At 67.6% G+C, this 15,523-nt stretch carries 20 protein-coding genes and 1 pseudogene; 9 read left to right on the top strand and 12 right to left on the bottom strand.

The genetic code is table 11. The features are described from left to right. Nucleotides 1-38: 38 nt before the first annotated feature. Nucleotides 39-1,124, bottom strand: coding sequence for a glutamate--cysteine ligase (locus ACIUM1_RS05010; protein ID WP_406816162.1), 1,086 nt, complete (start codon nucleotides 1,122-1,124; stop codon nucleotides 39-41). Between the two features lie 22 nt (nucleotides 1,125-1,146). Beyond that, on the bottom strand, nucleotides 1,147-1,584 hold the full coding sequence (locus tag ACIUM1_RS05005; protein ID WP_406816161.1) for an anti-sigma factor antagonist: 438 nt from the start codon (nucleotides 1,582-1,584) through the stop codon (nucleotides 1,147-1,149). Nucleotides 1,585-1,740: 156 nt separating this feature from the next. On the opposite strand from ACIUM1_RS05005, the gene ACIUM1_RS05000 reads away from it, so the two are divergent. After that, nucleotides 1,741-2,358: a TetR/AcrR family transcriptional regulator gene (locus tag ACIUM1_RS05000; protein WP_406816160.1), complete on the top strand. Its 618-nt coding sequence runs from the start codon at nucleotides 1,741-1,743 to the stop codon at nucleotides 2,356-2,358. Here ACIUM1_RS05000 and ACIUM1_RS04995 read toward each other — a convergent pair. After that, on the bottom strand, nucleotides 2,355-3,023 hold the full coding sequence (locus tag ACIUM1_RS04995; protein WP_406816159.1) for a DedA family protein: 669 nt from the start codon (nucleotides 3,021-3,023) through the stop codon (nucleotides 2,355-2,357). The two genes, ACIUM1_RS05000 and ACIUM1_RS04995, sit on opposite strands and share 4 nt — an antisense overlap. A 36-nt stretch (nucleotides 3,024-3,059) precedes the next feature. Then, on the bottom strand, nucleotides 3,060-3,869 hold the full coding sequence (locus ACIUM1_RS04990; RefSeq protein WP_406817535.1) for an SGNH/GDSL hydrolase family protein: 810 nt from the start codon (nucleotides 3,867-3,869) through the stop codon (nucleotides 3,060-3,062). A gap of 120 nt (nucleotides 3,870-3,989) precedes the next feature. Here ACIUM1_RS04990 and ACIUM1_RS04985 point away from each other — a divergent pair, with 120 nt between their 5' ends. Continuing rightward, entirely contained in the window at nucleotides 3,990-5,081 is a 1,092-nt protein-coding gene (locus ACIUM1_RS04985) for a permease (protein WP_406816158.1), read from the top strand. A gap of 39 nt (nucleotides 5,082-5,120) precedes the next feature. After that, a complete protein-coding gene (locus ACIUM1_RS04980; protein ID WP_406816157.1) occupies nucleotides 5,121-5,909 on the top strand; it encodes an IclR family transcriptional regulator in 789 nt (262 codons plus the stop codon). Here ACIUM1_RS04980 and ACIUM1_RS04975 read toward each other — a convergent pair. The 5 genes from ACIUM1_RS04975 to ACIUM1_RS04955 are packed head-to-tail and all read right to left on the bottom strand — an operon-like array spanning nucleotide 5,906 to nucleotide 9,540. Then, nucleotides 5,906-6,628 (bottom strand): class II aldolase/adducin family protein, encoded by a 723-nt coding sequence (locus ACIUM1_RS04975; RefSeq protein WP_406816156.1) that lies wholly within the window; start codon nucleotides 6,626-6,628, stop codon nucleotides 5,906-5,908. The two genes, ACIUM1_RS04980 and ACIUM1_RS04975, sit on opposite strands and share 4 nt — an antisense overlap. Continuing rightward, on the bottom strand, nucleotides 6,625-7,419 hold the full coding sequence (gene hcaB / locus ACIUM1_RS04970) for a 3-(cis-5,6-dihydroxycyclohexa-1,3-dien-1-yl)propanoate dehydrogenase (RefSeq protein ID WP_406816155.1): 795 nt from the start codon (nucleotides 7,417-7,419) through the stop codon (nucleotides 6,625-6,627). The genes ACIUM1_RS04975 and hcaB overlap by 4 nt, the downstream gene beginning before the upstream one ends. Continuing rightward, nucleotides 7,416-7,682, bottom strand: coding sequence for a dihydrodiol dehydrogenase (locus ACIUM1_RS04965; protein WP_406816154.1), 267 nt, complete (start codon nucleotides 7,680-7,682; stop codon nucleotides 7,416-7,418). Before ACIUM1_RS04965 ends, hcaB begins: the two co-directional genes overlap by 4 nt. Continuing rightward, the gene (locus tag ACIUM1_RS04960) at nucleotides 7,679-8,197 is read right to left on the bottom strand and encodes a 3-phenylpropionate/cinnamic acid dioxygenase subunit beta (RefSeq protein WP_406816153.1); all 519 of its coding nucleotides are present in this window, start codon (nucleotides 8,195-8,197) and stop codon (nucleotides 7,679-7,681) included. Before ACIUM1_RS04960 ends, ACIUM1_RS04965 begins: the two co-directional genes overlap by 4 nt. Beyond that, nucleotides 8,194-9,540, bottom strand: coding sequence for a Rieske 2Fe-2S domain-containing protein (locus ACIUM1_RS04955; protein ID WP_406816152.1), 1,347 nt, complete (start codon nucleotides 9,538-9,540; stop codon nucleotides 8,194-8,196). Before ACIUM1_RS04955 ends, ACIUM1_RS04960 begins: the two co-directional genes overlap by 4 nt. Before the next feature lie 325 nt (nucleotides 9,541-9,865). Here ACIUM1_RS04955 and pcaH point away from each other — a divergent pair, with 325 nt between their 5' ends. From pcaH to ACIUM1_RS04940, 3 genes are read left to right on the top strand one after another with little or no spacing between them, the layout of a single operon-like run. Further along, nucleotides 9,866-10,633, top strand: coding sequence for a protocatechuate 3,4-dioxygenase subunit beta (pcaH, locus tag ACIUM1_RS04950; protein ID WP_406816151.1), 768 nt, complete (start codon nucleotides 9,866-9,868; stop codon nucleotides 10,631-10,633). Then, on the top strand, nucleotides 10,626-11,189 hold the full coding sequence (pcaG, locus tag ACIUM1_RS04945; RefSeq protein WP_406816150.1) for a protocatechuate 3,4-dioxygenase subunit alpha: 564 nt from the start codon (nucleotides 10,626-10,628) through the stop codon (nucleotides 11,187-11,189). Before pcaH ends, pcaG begins: the two co-directional genes overlap by 8 nt. Then, nucleotides 11,186-12,412: a lyase family protein gene (locus ACIUM1_RS04940; RefSeq protein ID WP_406816149.1), complete on the top strand. Its 1,227-nt coding sequence runs from the start codon at nucleotides 11,186-11,188 to the stop codon at nucleotides 12,410-12,412. Before pcaG ends, ACIUM1_RS04940 begins: the two co-directional genes overlap by 4 nt. Here the strand turns inward: ACIUM1_RS04940 and ACIUM1_RS04935 are convergent. The 3 genes from ACIUM1_RS04935 to ACIUM1_RS04925 all read right to left on the bottom strand — a co-directional run bounded on the left by ACIUM1_RS04935 (nucleotide 12,403) and on the right by ACIUM1_RS04925 (nucleotide 13,799). After that, nucleotides 12,403-13,050, bottom strand: coding sequence for a TetR/AcrR family transcriptional regulator (locus tag ACIUM1_RS04935; protein WP_406816148.1), 648 nt, complete (start codon nucleotides 13,048-13,050; stop codon nucleotides 12,403-12,405). The two genes, ACIUM1_RS04940 and ACIUM1_RS04935, sit on opposite strands and share 10 nt — an antisense overlap. A gap of 97 nt (nucleotides 13,051-13,147) precedes the next feature. Next, the gene (locus tag ACIUM1_RS04930) at nucleotides 13,148-13,411 is read right to left on the bottom strand and encodes a hypothetical protein (RefSeq protein WP_406816147.1); all 264 of its coding nucleotides are present in this window, start codon (nucleotides 13,409-13,411) and stop codon (nucleotides 13,148-13,150) included. Between the two features lie 178 nt (nucleotides 13,412-13,589). After that, on the bottom strand, nucleotides 13,590-13,799 hold the full coding sequence (locus ACIUM1_RS04925; protein ID WP_406816146.1) for a hypothetical protein: 210 nt from the start codon (nucleotides 13,797-13,799) through the stop codon (nucleotides 13,590-13,592). A 265-nt stretch (nucleotides 13,800-14,064) separates the two neighbouring features. On the opposite strand from ACIUM1_RS04925, the pseudogene ACIUM1_RS04920 reads away from it, so the two are divergent. The 3 genes and pseudogenes from ACIUM1_RS04920 to ACIUM1_RS04910 all read left to right on the top strand — a co-directional run bounded on the left by ACIUM1_RS04920 (nucleotide 14,065) and on the right by ACIUM1_RS04910 (nucleotide 15,514). Next, a pseudogene (locus tag ACIUM1_RS04920) lies at nucleotides 14,065-14,369 on the top strand (ferredoxin family protein). 24 nt (nucleotides 14,370-14,393) lie between these two features. After that, the gene (locus ACIUM1_RS04915) at nucleotides 14,394-15,092 is read left to right on the top strand and encodes a helix-turn-helix transcriptional regulator (protein ID WP_406816145.1); all 699 of its coding nucleotides are present in this window, start codon (nucleotides 14,394-14,396) and stop codon (nucleotides 15,090-15,092) included. After that, nucleotides 15,089-15,514 carry a hypothetical protein gene (locus tag ACIUM1_RS04910; RefSeq protein ID WP_406816144.1) on the top strand — a complete coding sequence of 142 codons (426 nt, stop codon included), beginning with the start codon at nucleotides 15,089-15,091 and terminating at the stop codon, nucleotides 15,512-15,514. Before ACIUM1_RS04915 ends, ACIUM1_RS04910 begins: the two co-directional genes overlap by 4 nt. The last annotated feature ends 9 nt before the right edge of the window (nucleotides 15,515-15,523 follow it).

Below are 15,523 nucleotides of genomic sequence, written 5' to 3'. Positions count from 1 at the left end.
AGACGTCAGGTAAGACAGATCGACCCGTTCACCGCGCCTCAACTCAGCGTGGCCGCGGCGGCTTCGGCGATGACGTCGCGGACGTCGGCGCGTTTGCGCCAGGCCCGCAGCTGACGCATCGCCCCATTGCCTTGCGATACGACGCGGTTGAGTTCTTTGATGACGCTGTCGTATTCGCCCAGCGATTCCAGCGCGGGGCGCACCCGCCGCACCAGCGCTCCCAGTTGTTCACTCGCCGGCACCGCCCCGCGGCCGTTGATCAAATCCAGTGTGCGGCCGGCTAATCCGTCGTGTGCACTCTTCCAGTACGCCGCGCGCAGTGCACCGGGTGGGAGCCGCCGGGCCTCATCGGGTGCGACCAGAGCGGTCATCACCGCCGCCCGGATCAAGGTGGCGAGCAGCACGGTCTCGGCGACGGTGGCCGGAACGTCGGCCACCCGGACCTCCACCGTCGGGAAGTCCGCGGAAGGGCGTACGTCCCAATAGATCATGTCCTTGTCCAGGATCACGCCGGTTTCGACCAACATGCGCACCGCGTCGTCGTACTCGTCGGGTGAGGCGAAAAACGGGGGCGCTCCGGCGGCGGGCCAGCGCCGCCACAGCACGCTGCGCCAGCTCGCGTGACCGCTGTCCGCGTTGCGATACACCCGCGAATTCGCCGACAGCGCAAGCAAAGACGGCAACCATGGGCGCAGCCAGTTGCTGACGTGGATGGCGGCGGCGCGGTCGGGCACCTGCACGTGCACGTGGCATCCGCAGATGCCCTGCTCGTGGGCGATCATGCCGAAGTCTTCGCCGATCCGGCGGTAGCGCGGGGTGTCGGTGACGGGGAACCGGTGCGGTGTGGTCGGCGGAAGTGCACAGGCCAGCAGCTGAACGCCGGCGGCCTCGGCGGCCTGCGCCGCGGTGCGCCGCAGTCGACTCAGCTCCGCCCCGAGCTCGGCGCTGGTCGACGCCACCTGAGAGGTGGTTTCCACCTGGCAACTGCTCAGTTCGAGCTGCAGCTCGACGCCTCGCTGCCGGGCCTGGGCGGCCACCGCCTCGTTCTGCGGCGCGGGCTCCCCGGTTTGTGGGTTGATAAGGAGGAATTCCTCCTCGGCGCCAATGGTCGGATGGTCCCCCATCAGCCGACGACGGCCCGCGGGTTTACCAGCGAGCGACCGCGGACAGCGCGGAGTCGACGGTCGGGTAGATCGGCAGGACGTTGCCCAGCCCGCAGGCGTCGACAATGCGGGCGATCTGCGGCTCACAGCTCACCAGGCGCAGGTCGATGCCGCGTTCCTGGCAGCGCTTGGCCTCCTCGGCGAGTACTTCGAACGCGCAGCAGCCCATGAAATCGAGTCCGGTGACGTCGACGACGAAGGGGCCGGGGGCGGTGACACCGCTGGCCGCTTCGCTGACCAGGTGGCGCCAGGTGTCCTCGTTGCAAGCGTCGACCTCGCCCCCGGCGTAGATCACCACCGAGGGGCCGCTGCGATCGGCGGTCGCGCGCAGCGTGGAGTTGGGGTCGCCGAGTTCGTAGACGAGCTTGGTGCTCAGCGTCAGATGACTGGTGGACATCGCTTCAATAACGACGGAATTCATGGTGGACCCCCTGATCGGCAGGCGCCGTAGACGCCTCGATGGATGCCCGTCCTAATGTCTGAAGACAGACTGCTCGCGAAATGTGCGAATCTCATTTGTATAACGAGACAGGGCGGTCTGTCTACCGACAGGGGCTAAGAGTACGGTAAGGCCTGTATGACATCTCCCGATTCCGGAGCACCCATCCCATCGCCTCGCGAACGCATCCTGACCGCGGCATATGAGCTGTTCAGCCGGCGTGGCATCCACGCGGTGGGCACCGAGGAGGTGATCGCGCGGGCCGGTGTCGCCAAGGCGACGCTGTACCGCCATTTCGCGGCCAAGGATGACCTGGTGCTGGCCGTACTGCAGCGTCGCGAGGAGCTCTGGACCTACGGTCTGATCGAGGAGCAGTCGCGGCAGCGCGGCACCACCCCCGAAGAACAGTTGCTGGCGATCTTCGACGTCCTGCACGACTGGTTCCAGCTCCGCGACGGCTACGAGGGCTGTTCGTTCATCAACGTCCTGCTCGAGGTGGGCCCCGATCACCCGGCCGGGAAGGCCTGCATCACCCACATCGACCACGTCCGCGACATCGTGCGGCGCCGCGCCGTCGCGGCGGGATTGACCGACGTCGAGGACTTCGCGTCGTCCTGGCACATCCTGATGAAGGGCGCGATGATCCTGGCCGCCGTCGGCGACCTGGACGCGGCGCTGCGGGCCCGCAAGATGGCCCGCGCTTTGATCGACGAACACCGGCCGCCACTGGTGGCGGAAACCGGCGAGGTCGTCTAGTCAGACGGTGTCGGCGCGGTGCTGCCGGCCTTGCGGTGATGCTCGGCCTCCAGTTCCGCGATCATCCGAGAGGTTCGCTCCCGCAACAGCATTGCGGCGGTCAGCCCGGCCACGACGGCGATCGCCAGGCCGATCCAGGAGAACCGTTCCAGCCAGCGCTCGGCGGCGATTCCGGCGAAGTACACCAGCGCGGTGGTGCCACCCGCCCAGCAGATGGCGCCCGAGACGTTGGCCGCCAGGAAACGGCGATAGTGCATTTTCAGCGCCCCGGCCAGCGGGCCGGCCAGTATTCGCAGCAGCGCGATGAAGCGGCCCAGGAAAACGGCCCGAACACCCCAGCGGTTGAACAGCTTTTCGGCGAGCGCGATGTGTCCGGGACCGAAATGTTTCGGGAACCGCCGGCCGAGCCGGTCGAAAAGCGGCATGCCGAACCGGTGGCCGATCGCGTAACCGATCGAATCACCGGTCACCGCACCGATCACCGCGGCGACGCCGACTCCGACCGGATTGACGGCCAGCTCATGGTGCGACGACATCAGCGCCGCCGTGACCAGCACGATCTCTCCCGGCAGCGGAACGCCCAGGCTCTCGATCCCGACCACCCCGCCGACCACCAGGTACACGGCGAGCGGCGGAATCGACTGCAGCAAGGGCTCCAGATTCATGCGTCAAGGATGCCTGACCGGCCGCCGATCCGTGCCTCAGGGAGTGCGCTTGAATTCGCTCGGGATGTCCAGCCCGGCCAGCCGCGGGCGTTTGGGCTCGCGCCCGTCATACGAGGAGAGGCCGCGCAGCCGCCGCCAGATCCACGGGACGAAGCTCTCGTGTGCCCAGCGAAACTGTTCGTACGTGCCGGCCGCGAAGGAACGTTGGGTGGGGTTGAGGCCGCCGCGCGCCCAATCATGGTTGCTGTCAGGCAAATTGAGCGCTTCGGCGGCCGCGGCGGCGAACAGCATGTGGCCCTTGCTCGACGCGTGCACGCGGTCGACGGCCCAGGTGTCCAGCTCGCGCATCGACGGCGCGTTATACAAATCGACGAGCCGGAACCCGTAGCGGTGGGCGGCGGCGCTGATGACCCCGTTGATGCGGGCGAGCCGCCCCGCCACCAGCCGTCCCAGCGGGAGGAACTGGGCGACGTTCGGGAAGGTCGTCGTCACCACCGTCGCGCCCGATTCGGCCAGCGCCGCGTAGATGTGCTCCAGGTCGGCCAGGGCCGGAGCGAAGGACCGCCCGGGCTGGATGACGTCGTTCATCCCGGCGCAGACGGTGATCAGATCGGGCCGCATCGCCAATGCCTGGGGGAGCTGCTCGGCGAGCACGTGCCCGATCCGCTTACCGCGGATCGCGAGGTTGGCATACTGCAGGCCGGGATAGACCGAATCGAGCATCACGGCGAGCCGATCGGCGAATCCGAGCAGGCCGATGGTGTCGTCGCCGTCCCACAAGCCCTCGGTCTGGCTGTCACCAATGGCCACGTAACGGTGGTATCCAGCGTGAATAGCCCCGCTCACGATGCCGAGAATAATAGCTATCCCACGATTCCGAGCCATGTGAACCGCGCATCGTCTTGCTCTGGCTGCGGCGCCACCCGGGGCGCGCCTCGGGCCGGCTTTGGTCTAGCGTCATGGAGCATGGCGAAGCCATTGCCGGTCAAGGCAATTGGGACGTTGCGAAGCGCGGATGTCGCATTCGGTGTGCTGTTCGCATCGACGGTGTTCGTGACTGGACTGCTCTGGGCGAAGTGGATGCCCTATGTGACCAAGGCCATGAGCGCCGGGCGCACCCATCACTGGTCCGGCAGCAACATCTTGACCGTGGGTTCGGTGCACGCCGGCGACAACCCTTCGTGGCGTGCTGCCGCGACGTTCTTCCACGCGTACTGGTCGTCGATTTGGCCGGCCCTGGTGGTGGCGTTGCTGATCAGCGCGTCGGTGCAGGCGTTATTGCCGCACTCATGGCTGCCGCGAGCCTTGAACCGCCGCCATCCGATCTCGAGCGGACTGGCCGGCGGGGTTGCCGGCCTGCCGTCGATGATGTGCACGTGCTGCGCCGCGCCCGTTGCCGTGACGTTGCGCCGCAACGGTGTCACTTCCCCCGCGGCTGTCGCGTACTGGCTGGCCAATCCGTTGCTGAATCCGGCCGTGATCGTCTTCCTGTCGTTGGTCGCCCCCTGGCAGTGGACGCTGACCCGAGTTGTCGTCGGCCTTGCCACGGTGCTCGGGGCCGCGGCGTCGGTGGCGCTGGTTACTCGCGCGGATGGCGGTCGGCCTCCGGTGGCTGCGGCGCGCGATGTCCCCGACGAGGGCGGGCGCGTGGGGAAAGGACGCCGGTTCGTGCGAGCGCTGCTGGGCCTGTGCGTGTTCCTGTTGCCCGAGTACGCAATCCTGGTTCTCCTGGTCGGTGCGTGTCGTGGCCGGCTGCTCACACTCGCTCAGCCGGCGCACCACGACCTGCTGTGGGGCCTCGTTATCGTCGTGCTCGCCGCAATCGTCGGCACTCTGCTCGTGATCCCGACGGCCGGCGAAATCCCGGTTCTGCAGGGCCTGGCGCTGCTCGGGGCGTCGTCGGGAATGCTCGGTGCGCTGTTGATCACCCTTCCCGCCGTCAGCATCCCGGGCGCGGCGATGGTCGCCCGCGGCCTCGGCTGGAAGGCCGTCGCGGTCAGCACCACCGTTGTGACGGCCGCGGGATCAGTGGGTGCGATCATGCTGAGCCTGCTCTGACGGGGCAATTTTCCGCGGCGCCGCGAGTACCGTCATGTCATGCCGAAGAAGCGCGAGCCCGTCGCCGATTCGCTTGCGCCGCAGTATCCGATCGAGTCGGTGGACAACGCGCTCAAGCTGTTGTTGCTGTTGGGTGAACAGCCCCAGATCCGGTTGAGCGAGGCGACCCGCTATCTGGGTGTGGCGTCGTCGACCGCGCATCGGTTGCTGGCGATGCTGGCCTACCGCGGGTTTGTCCGGCAGGACCCGGTGTCCAAGGCGTACCTGCCCGGCCCGTCGTTGACCGGTGTGGCGTTCGCGATCTTCGGCCGCATCGACATCGCGGGATCGGCTATGCCCGTGATGCGCAGCCTCAGCGAACAGCTGCGCGAAACCGTGCACGTCGGCATGCTGGACGGCGCCAGCGTCCGGTTCGTCGCCGCCGTCGAGGGACCGGCAGCGGTGCGGGTGGCGTCGCGGCTGGGCCGGTCCATGCCGGCCCATTGCACGTCGACGGGCAAGGTCATGCTGGCCCAGTTGCCGCAACCGGAATTGCGTGCGCTGCTGCCGCGTGAGCGGCTGAAGCGCATCACCGCCCATTCGATCGGCAGCCGGACCGAGTTGGAGGCCGAGCTTGCCGGCATCCGCGAGCGCGGCTACGCCACCAACCGCGAAGAGAGCGAGGAAGGCGTCGCGTCGGTGGCCGTACCGATCCCGACCCGCGCGCCCGGGCTGCGGCTCGCACTCAACGCGGCCGCACCGCAGAACCGGCTCGATGGCTCCCGGTACCCGGCGGTGGCCGCCGCACTTGTGGCCGCCGCCAAGGAGATCGGCGATCAGCTCGGCTAGCCTTCGGCGAGGCGAGCGACCTCGTGTCGCCATGCGGTCTCGGTGGTGAACGCAGATCCCAAGTCCGGCAGGTCTTCCCAGTCGGCGTCGTCGATGTCGCGCAGGGTGCCACCAGCCGCCCGCACCCGCAGCGACATCCGGGCCAGGGCATCGAGACTGATCGCCTGCAACACCGCCTGCGGCACCGTGGCGGCGGCGCTGGTGATTCCGTGCCCGCGGCAGATCACCACCGGGTGGCCGCGCATCGCCGCGACCATCTCCTTGCCCAAGCGCGAACTGTGGATCAGCACAGCGCGTTCGTAAACGGGGACACCGCCGCGCGCCAGCCGGGCGCCGGGAATGTCATGGGCGCCGTAGATCGGCCGGATCGCGATGCCGGCCAGATCAGCGGCGACCACGTCGGGTGGATGCAGGTGCGCGACGGCGCGGTGCGCCGGGTCGGCCAGCATGGTCTCGACGTGGATCGGCAGTTCGTTGGGAACGCGGTAGCCGTCGAGTTCACCTGGGGCACCGGCGGTTCCGTCGAATCCGATCAGCCGGATGTCGTCGGGCCGGGTGAATGCCACCCCGGTGTCGGCATCGCTTCGGCAGCGCACCAGCAGGCGTTCGTCGTCGACGCGCAGGCTCAGGTGGCCGAGGATGCCGTCGACCAGGCCGCGGGCCGCCGCGACGCGGCAACCCTGCGCCACCAGAGCGCGCTGCTGATCCAGGTCCGTCATCGCGGTGCACCCAAGCCGAATCCGCCGTCGGGACGCACTGTTTCGCCGGTGATCCCGCGGGACCGCTCGGATGCCAGGAACACATAACTCCAGGCGTGGTTCTCGCCGGTGAGCGCCACGTGCAGGGGAGTGCGCGCGGCCACGTCGCGCGCCCGGCCCGGGCTGTCGTCCAGACGGGTCTCGTCGAGCCCCAGGCTGGACAGGCCGCGCAGGTCGGTGTTGAGGGTGCCGCCGGGTGCCACCCCGTTGACCCGGATGTCCGGCGCCAGTTCGTGTGCCAACGCCGACACCAGCCCGCGCACCGCGAATTTGGAGGACACGTAGAGCGCACCACCGCGTCCGGGATAGAACGACGACGCGGACTCGGTGAGCACGACCGAGGAACCCCGTGCGCTGCGCAGCGCCGGGATCGCGGCCTTGACGGACTGCAGATGGCTGAGCACGTTGGTGCGGAACATCTCGTCGAAGGCATGGGGAAGCGCGTCGGCATCGATGTCACCCACGCCCCGGTAGAAGTCGAAGACGCCGACACAGTTCACCAGAGTGTCCAGTCCGCCGAAGGCATCCACGGCGGCGGCGACGGCGCGGTCGTTGGCGTCCCGGGTGGTGGCGTCGCCCTCGACCACCGGAACCTGCGGCAGCTGCTGTCGCAACGCGTCGCACTTATCTGGATCACGTTCCAGCACAGCAACATTGGCGCCCTCGGCGCCGAAGGCCGCGACCACGGCACGGCCGATCCCGGAACCGGCGCCCACCACCAGGGCGCGCTTGCCCTCCAGCCAGCCGGTCATGGTTGCGGTTCGCTCTCATCGGGCAGCAGCGGCGCGTGGGAGTTGCCGACCATGGCGGCCAGCGTACGGGGGTTCTGCCAGGTCAGCGCCTCGACCTCGAGCGCGTCCAGGGTGATCCACTGCCCGGATCTGGGCGAGCTGATCAGTAGGCGCGATCCGTTTCGGGTGTCGACCCGCCGGACCGCGACCTCGGTGAATTCGTTTGCGATGCTGATCTTTTCGCCGACGGCGCCGTCGAGCAGCCGCCGCAGTTCGTCGTTCACAGGAACACCGCCAGGTTCTGCATCCGTAGCACCGACTCGTCGGCGATGATCTTGCGGCGGGCCAGCTTCCAGCGATCGTCGCACCGGCGCAGTACATCCTCGCGCCCGCATGACATCAGGGCGCTGTCGTTGACGTCGCCCCGGCTGCGGAACAGCAGTTCGGCCGATTCCACCACCAGATGGGCCTCGTCGTCGCCGGCGAAGGTGCGCACGTTGGTGATGAAATGGCGCAGCCGCGACGGTGGGTCCTCGGCCCACACGTGCTCGGTGCCCATCCGCGCGACCCGCTGGCTCAGCGAGTATTTGTCCTCGTCGAAATGGTCCATGCCGGGTGCGGTGTCGAACCCGGCGCCGCGCGCGGTCGTGACGCGCACCGGCATGGCGTAGCGGACGTCGTCGGTGAGCGTGTCCAGCCACGCCTGGTAGTGCTGGGCGTCGAGCAGGTACGCCTCGTCCACCAGGAACTGATGCGCCTCGAGGTGACGAATATCGTTGAAGGGCAGGGGCTTTGTCATGCGGGGACCCGCTGCAGATAGTCGGCCCACATGTTCAGCAGCGCCCGCTGGTTGTGCTCGTTGTAACCGACCTGCGCGCGTCCGGGACCGTGGAAAGCGCTGGTGGACAACGCCTCGATGACGGGACGGTCGTCGGCGAGCAGACCCATCCGGCTGTTCAGCAGCAGCCGGCGCGCCATGGAACCGCCCGCGGTGGTGGTCAGCGACACCCAGTTCTCCACGTCGTCCTGTTCGAACATGCCGGTCGACCCGAAGCACATCAGATACGCCTTGTACGAGTCTCGTTTGTACTGCGGGGAAGCGGCGGAGTCCACCGCGAACCACGAACACACTTCGGTCTCGTTCGCACTGATCGGCTGCCACAACCGGATGGAGATGAACGGCAACACCTGGTCCTCGCGGTCGTGCACCTTGGGCCAGTTGTGCACGAAACTCAAGTTCGGGAAGCACGTCGCGGCCGAGATCATGAAGCCGTCCTCGCCGACCACCCGTTGCTGTCGGGGCGTCCAGGCGTCTTTGATCCGGTCGATCATGTCGTCGGGGTAACCGACGTAGCGCATCCGCTCCTCGAAGCTGCCCGGCGGAAGTTTGTAGGTGGTTCCGCCGCCACGGTGGGCCCAATAGGTGGCACCGTCCTTGCGCTTCTGGGCTTTCGGCTCGCGAAAGAGCCCGATGTCGACGATCGACGCATGGGTGTGCGGGGTGTGGTACATATCGCCGGCGAAATTCTCCGCGCCGATCTTCCAGTTCGCCTTGATCCGCCAGCGCTGCGGCCCTCGCACCTCGACGCCGCCGGCGCTTTGCTTGGTGTAGTAGTCCAGATAGAACCTGAAGTCGCCCAGGAAATCTTCCAGTGGTTCGGCGCCAGGGTCCATGCTGATGAAGAGCATGCCGTTGTAACTCGCGAAATTCGGTGCGGGCAACAGGCTTTGGTCTTTGGTGAAGCCCTCGTCGCCGCCGTAGGCCTCCCGGTGGAACGGCAATCCGGTGAGCCGGCCGTCGTTGCGGTAGGTCCAGCCGTGGTAGGGGCAACGGAAGTTGGAGGCATTGCCCATCTCCGCGCGACAGACCTGCATTCCGCGATGAAGGCACATATTGAACAGAGCCCGGACGGTGCCCTGTGAGTCGCGAGTGATGATGAATGAGTCGTCGAGCACGCGGCGCACCACGTAGTCGCCGTCCTGGCCGATCTCGGACTCGTGTCCCACGAATGTCCACGCCCGGCTGAACAGCCGTTGCTTCTCCAGCGCGAACAGTTCCGCGTCGTTGTAGATGTGCGCGGGGATCATTCCCCGGCGCACGTTGTCGAAGACCTCCACCAAGTCGCCGCGATGGTCTGTCATGGCCCCTCTGCGATCTCTGTTATACAGAAACATTCTCCATTCAGTAGAATCTCGCAGTCTTCGGCGCCGGTCAATCACCGGGCAGACGCGCCATGAGGTTTCTACAAGAAGGCTTTGTGCTAATTCACAGGTTGCACTCGATTAAAAGGGTGAGGTCCCCGGCTACGGTAGGTCACGACAGCCGTTCCGGGCGTGTGAGCGCGTCGTAAACAAGGGGTAGCCGCTCGGTTTTGCCGTGCGTGCGGCGCTGGTGCGCTCTCTCTGACCCCGGCCACACCGCCCGCTTGCGGGACTGGGTGGGCCACCGAGAGTAGCCTCACGGCACATGAACCCCGAGTGTGCCGCTTCTCAGGGTGACATCACGGCGGAGATCGCCCGCATCGCAGCGCAATACCCGGCCGGGGGAGCCGGACACCGCGGACGGCCGCGGCTGAATTTTCCGCCGTACCGCAGCTCCCGTCTGCGGCATCCGAAGCAACCGCTGGTGGTCGTCGATCCCGAGGGCGTCGAACGCTGGGCGCCGTGCTTCGGCCACCAGGACGTCGACACACTGGACGCCGACCTGACGGCCGGCCATCCCGGCGAGCCGATCGGGGAGCGCATCGTCGTGACCGGACGCGTCCTCGACGAAGCCGGCCGGCCGGTCGTGGGGCAGCTGGTCGAGATCTGGCAGGCCAACGCCGGCGGTCGCTACCGCCATCAGCGCGACCAGCATCCGGCGCCACTCGACCCGAACTTCACCGGCGCGGGCCGCTGTCTGACCGGGCCGGACGGCACCTACCGGTTCGTGACCATCAAGCCCGGCCCCTACCCGTGGCGCAACCACCACAATGCGTGGCGCCCGGCGCACATCCATTTCTCGGTCTTCGGGACCGCGTTCACCCAGCGCCTGGTCACCCAGATGTACTTTCCGGGCGACCCGATGGTCGAACTGGATCCGATCGTCCAGTCGATCCTCGACCCCGCCGCCCGGCAACGGCTGATCGCCCGCTATGACCACGACCTCACCGAGCCGGAGTACGCGACCGGGTATCGGTGGGACATCGTGTTGGCCGGTGGGGCGCGCACCCCGTTTGAGGGCGAACATGGCTGAGTTGGCTTGCACGCCAGGGCAAACCGTCGGGCCCTTCCTCGACCTGGGGTTGCCTTACCCCGGTGACAACCAGCTGGTCGACGACGGTCATCCGCGGGCCATCCGGCTGTACGGCACGGTGTACGACGGCGTCGGCGCCGCCGTGCCGGACGCGCTGGTGGAGCTATGGCAACCCGACGAGGCGGGAAATGTTCCACGGCAAGCCGGTTCGCTGCGCCGGGAGCACGCGGTGTTCACCGGCTGGGGGCGCTGCGCGACGGACGCCGGCGGAACCTACTCCTTCACCACCGTGGCGCCCGGTTCGGGGAGCGCCGGGCGACCACCGTTCTTCGCGCTGACCGTGTTCGCCCGGGGGTTGCTGGACCGGCTGTTCACCCGCGCCTACCTGCCCGGCGCCGACCCGGCCGCCGATCCGCTGCTCTCGATGGTGGCCGCCGAACGCCGGACCACATTGCTTTGCGTCCCCGAAAACGACGGCGCCGCCTACCGTTTCGACATCCACCTGCAGGGCGCGGCTGAGACCGTGTTCCTCGCGTACTCCGAAGACGCGCGATGACCAACCTGTTGTGGCCCGGCGACCATCGCGCCGGCGCGCACATGACGGATCCGGCGCTGCTGGGATCGATGGTCGCGGTGGAATCCGCATGGCTGAGCGCGCTGACGGCCGCCGGCCTGGCTCCGGGAAAATGCGCCGCGGTCGACCTGTCGACACTGGTCTCGCCCGACGACTGTGAATCTGTCGCGGTGGCCGCCGAGGACGGCGGCAACCCGGTCATTGCCCTGGTGAAGCTGCTGCGGCAGCGCGCCGAACCGAGCGTCGCACCCTGGATTCACCGCGGGCTCACCAGCCAGGACGTCCTGGACACCGGCCTGATGCTGGCGGTGCGCGCGGTCGCCGACGAGCTGGAAACCCAACTGCGACAGCAGATCTCCACGCTCTCCGAGCTCGCCGCCCGGCACCGGGCCACGGCGATGCCGGCCCGCACCCTCACGCAGCACGCCGCACCCACCACCTTCGGCGCCAAGGCCGCCGGTTGGCTGAACGGGGTCGTCGACGCGTTCGAGCGGGTGACCGCGCTGACCACACCGATCCAAATCGGCGGCGCCGCAGGTACATTGGCCGCAACGACGGAGCTGGCCACATTGCTCACCGGCGCGACCGACGCGGCCGGCGCGTCGCTCGAGCTGGTGCGCGGCGCCGCAGCCAGGTTGGGTTTGCATGACCGGCCCTCCTGGCATACCGCCCGCGCGCCCATCACCGCGGCCGCCGACGCCTTCGTCGGCTGCACCGACTGCTGGGGCCGCATCGCCTCCGACATCGTCACCCTGGCCCGCCCGGAGATCGCAGAACTGCACGAGCCGGCGGCCGCGAACCGCGGCGGCTCGTCGTCGATGCCACACAAGCGAAACCCGGTGCTGTCCATCCTGATTCGCCGTGCGGCCATCGCGGCACCACCCTTGGCCGCGACACTGCACACCGCCGCGGCGCTGGCCAACGACGAGCGGCCCGACGGGGCGTGGCACGCGGAATGGGACACCCTACGCACGCTGGCCCGGCGCACCCTCGTCGCGGGATCTCAAAGCGGGGAACTGCTCGCCGGGTTGACAGTACGTGCCCAGCGGATGGCCGAGAACCTGGATGCCGCCGATGTCCTGGGCGAACAGCGGGCGATCGCCGAACTGGCGGGCAAAGAGCCGTCGTCCACCTACTTCGGCGCCGCCGGCGCGTTGATCGACGAGACGCTGGGCCGGGCGGCCCGGGTGCTCGGTCAGCGCTGATAGATGCTGGCCAGCCAGATGTGCAGCAGCGTGTCGACCGCCCGGTCCTCGGGGATCGCCAGATCCTCTGCGGTGAACGTCGCGGCCATTACCCGCTCGCTCAGCATGTTGAGCGCCACCGACAGCTCCGCGGCCGGGATGGTGTCGGGGGCGGCGCCCCGGCTGCGCTCGGCCTTGATCGCGATGGTGGTGTAGGAGATCCACTTGCCCATGACCGCGGACCACAGCTGCCGCACCTCGGGGTTGGTGGCTTTGGCCGCCGCACCAGCGACGGCGACCGCCCGGTGCGACCCGGAGACCTCGAAGAACGATTCGATGCGCGCCCGCCAAATCGTCTCGGGATCACCGGACGACACGACGTCGAGCGCCCGCAGCGCCGCCTGTGCCTTACTGTTCATCTGGTCGAGCAGCGACAGCAGCACCGCATTCTTCGACCGGAAATAGAAGTAGAAGGTGGGTCGCGATATCCCGGCGCCTTTTGCTAGGTCGTCGACGGAAAAGTCGGCCAGCGGCCTTTCCTGCAACAGCCGCTCGGCGGTGGCAAGTATCGCCTGTTCACGGTCGTCGCCGGGATAGTGCGACGCGCGGCGGCCCCTCGAGGCCTGCGGATACTTTGTTTGTGTCGGGAAGTCGGACACGCCCGTTACTGTTGGGCACGTCGATATACGTCAACAAAACTGTTGATGAAAACCAGCAATAATGTCGATTAAGAACCGCGCTTTGCTGGATTACTTCTCAGTCGGCCACCGCGATCTCGATGGCCAAACACTCGCTCAGCGCGTGCGCGGCCGCCCAGTCGCCGCCACAGACGGCGCGCTCGAGTTCGTCGACCAGTGGGCTGTTGGCACCCAGGTCGGCCAGCCACGCCGCTACCGTCGCCGTGATCTGGTGGGCGGGTACCCGAGCGACGTGTCCCTTGTGGAGGCGGTCGGTCAACTGGTAGATCGTGGCCGTCGGCCTCCGCTGCGGCCAATGAACCATCCATTTCGGTGAATTCATCGTCCCCTCCCCGCTAGCCTCAACGACTCATCCGACCCGGCCCGCGCGTTCAGCTCTAGGGCACAATAGTACGTCTGTACCAATGCGTTGGCCGGTATTTCCGCCGTGAGAAATCCAGTGTTTTTGAGATCTTTGATCATCGGATCGCCTACCTGTGCCTACGGAACAAACAGGCCGATCAGTGCCGCGCCAGCGTGTCGCGGCCGCGGGTCATGATGCGTTCCAGGACGTTGTGCGACAGGTCGCCGTCGTCTGCCACCCGGGCGAGGCCGCGCCGCCGCAGGAACGTGTCGAGCCGTCGATCCGGTGACCAATCGGCGTAGATGGATCCCAGGTAGTGCGACTGCAGGAAATCCGACGCCAGCGCGTCCAGGTCGGATTCCGTCAACAACGGTGAGGTAGCACCCATAACCGGCAATCTCCTTTGTTCTCCCCGCAACTGCCGCAGCCAAGTTTCATCAGGGGGCGTAACTAAACCGTCACGCCGAGATTGCGGAACGGGCCCAAAACCGGTGGCGCGACAAAGCCCAAGGTGGAGGCCTTGCAGCGGTCGTCCCGCTCGCGCAGCCGGCTACGTCAAGTTCGTTGGCGGCCATAGGGTTCCGACGACCTCCGCCCTAGTTTGTACAAGTTTTGTTGTGTAAACTCTGCGCATGACGTACGCGATCGGGAGGCCATGCATCGATGTGATGGACCGCGCCTGCGTCGACGAACGCCTGGTGGACTGCCTTTATAAAGCGGCCGGGCGCTCCAGATTCATCCCGACGAATGCATCGATTGCGGCGGGTGTGGACCGGATTGTCCGGCGGAAGCGGTTTCCGACGAAGATGACCTGCCCGAGGACGTCAAACCCCACCTGGCCGACAATGAGGCATTCATCGCGGACACGCTGCCGGGTCGGCACGCCCCCCTGGGGTCTCCGGGCGGGGCGGGTCGGCACGCCCCCGGGGGCGTGTGACCGCCAAGGAGCGAGAGGGGCCCTTTGAAACCCGACAATTCCCACCACTCGCGGGACGCGTCAACCGGGGAATCAGCCGGCCGCCGCCGCGCCGTGCTGCGGCTGTTGCGGGCCTCGCCGGATCCGATGAGCATCGCCAAAATCGCGGACGTGCTGGGCGTGCACCCCAACACCGTCCGCTTTCACCTCGACGGCCTGGTCGCTGACGGACAGGTGGAACGTGTCGAGTTGGATCGCAAGGGGCCAGGGCGTCCACCGCTGATGTTCCGCGCGGTCCGGCAGATGGATCGTGGCGGCACCCGGCACTATCGGCTGCTGGCACAGATCCTGACCACGGCCTTCGCCGCGGAGCGCGACGCCGCCGCCAAGGCGCTGGCCGCCGGGCGCGCCTGGGGCCGGAAAATGGATGCCGAGTTGCGCCCCCTGCCCGACGACGCCGACGGCGCCGAGGCGGCCATCGCCCACTTGATCGACGTGCTCGACGAGCTCGGTTTCGCCCCCGAGCGCCGCGTCAGCGACGGGCAGCAGCAGGTCGGGTTGCGCCACTGCCCCTTTCTGGAAATGGCGGAAAACGCCTCGAGTGTGGTCTGTCCGGTGCATCTGGGCCTCATGCAGGGAGCCATGGAGACCTGGGGGGCGCCGGTCTCGGTGGACCGGCTCGACCCGTTCGTCGAGCCGGATCTGTGCCTGGCTCACCTGACGCTGCAAGGGGCGGCCAAATGAGCACCGGCACAGCCATTGCCGTCGCTCTGACCTTCATCTGGCTCGGCATGGTGGCGGCCATCTCCTTCCTCGAAGCCCCACTGAAATTCCGGGCGCCCGGGGTGACGTTGCAAATCGGACTCGGCATCGGGCGCTTGGTCTTTCGCGCGCTGAACACCGTCGAGGTGGCATTCGCCCTCGTCATCGGCGCCGTCGTGGTCGCCGGTCGGACGCGGGGCGGTGTCGCGGCGGCGATCGCCGTCGCCGTGGCCGCACTGGCCCTCCAGCTGGTCGCGGTGCGTCCCGCGCTGACTCGTCGCGCCGACAAGGTGCTCGCGGGATCGGACGGGCCGCGGTCCCGCGCCCACTACGCCTACGTGGCCCTGGAGCCGGTCAAAGTCATCGCCCTTGTCGTGGCGGGGATACTGCTACTCAGCGGTTAACTCCCAACT

The organism is Mycobacterium sp. M23085 (assembly GCF_045343915.1).
Classification (GTDB): domain Bacteria; phylum Actinomycetota; class Actinomycetes; order Mycobacteriales; family Mycobacteriaceae; genus Mycobacterium.
Note: the sequence above shows the minus strand (reverse complement) of the source record. Positions and strands in the feature narration are given on the sequence as shown.